Below are 1,086 nucleotides of genomic sequence, written 5' to 3' on the forward strand. Positions count from 1 at the left end.
CGCCGAGGTGCGCGCGTACCTGGAGTACTCGGCGAAGTACTTCCGGACCCTCGCCCCGGGCGCCCCGGTCGACCCGGAGCAGATCAGCGACTCACCGGCGGTGCCGGACTACAACTACGACGTGATCTCCGGCCTGGAGTACGACATCGACATCGCCAAGCCGGTGGGCCAGCGGATCACGCGGTTGGTGCTGCCCGGCACCGACACGCCGGTAGCCGACAACGCACAGTTCGTGATGGCGGTGAACAACTACCGGCGCAGCGGCGGCGGCAACTTCCCCGGCGTCGTGAAGACGCAGGTCTACAACGCACAGCAGGAGATCCGTCAGCCGCTCATCGACTGGGCGCAGGCCAAGGGGACGATCAACCCGGACGACTTCTTCCAGCCCAACTGGCGGCTGGTACGCGAGGGCGTGCCGGTCTTCTGATCGCCGACCGTCGACGGGCCGTGGGTGTGACACCCGCGGCCCGTCGCGCGTTCTCAGCCCTGCACGTTCCAGCGGACCGGGTCCTCGGACTCCTCCGGCCGGTCCCGTCCAGGGTCGGTCTCGGTCAGGGCGACGCGGTCCTCCGGACGCACGGCGGGCGGTAGCTCTCCGAAGCGGATCTGGCGCAGGAACGCGTACTCGTCGTCGGTAAACGGCTGCTCGGCCATCAGCACCTCCTGCTGCTCCCCCGTCATTGTTCAGCGGCTGGAGCGGTCAGCGCCAGTGCCACGTCACACCGCGTAAGGCGTCCTAGGATCCTGGGTGAATGACGGTGGGCCGGCGCGGACCGGGTAGCCGGTCGAGCACCGCCAGCGCAGCCCGGATCGGCCGGCGTCGCAGCATCTCGTCGAAGCTCGCCCGCCCCTGACAGAACTGCACGAACATCCGCCAGCCCGGCGGGGTCGCCAACAGGGCGTGGAACACGTCCGGGCGGCGGGTGAACACGTCGAGCAGCCGGAACCCCGCCCGCATCTCCGGCACCAGGCGCTCGGCGACCGCCCGCTCGTACCCGGTCAGATCCCCGCCCGCGACCGCCGCACCGGCCAGCTCACCGGAGCGCAACGCGAAGCTGATGCCCTCCCGGCTCCACGGCTCCAGCA

2 protein-coding genes and 1 pseudogene are annotated in these 1,086 nt (G+C 70.3%); 1 reads left to right on the top strand and 2 read right to left on the bottom strand.

Going from position 1 to position 1,086, the window contains the following annotated elements; all coding sequences use genetic code 11:
• The coding region (locus C7C45_RS35370) for a 5'-nucleotidase C-terminal domain-containing protein (RefSeq protein ID WP_244200693.1) at positions 1–427 on the top strand (427 nt) is incomplete at its 5' end.
• Positions 428–480: 53 nt separating this feature from the next.
• On the opposite strand, the gene C7C45_RS32605 is transcribed toward C7C45_RS35370, so the two are convergent.
• Positions 481–681: a hypothetical protein gene (locus tag C7C45_RS32605; RefSeq protein WP_110568728.1), complete on the bottom strand. Its 201-nt coding sequence runs from the start codon at positions 679–681 to the stop codon at positions 481–483.
• Between the two features lie 55 nt (positions 682–736).
• Positions 737–1,086, bottom strand: a pseudogene (locus C7C45_RS32610) (geranylgeranyl reductase family protein); the annotation flags it as partial.

Source organism: Micromonospora arborensis, from assembly GCF_003205615.1.
Taxonomy (GTDB): Bacteria; Actinomycetota; Actinomycetes; order Mycobacteriales; family Micromonosporaceae; genus Micromonospora; species Micromonospora arborensis.

Bases quoted from the DNA above. Each gene is read 5' to 3' on its own strand.
- C7C45_RS32605 (WP_110568728.1), bottom strand. From the start codon at position 681: ATGACGGGGGAGCAGCAGGAGGTGCTGATGGCCGAGCAGCCGTTTACC.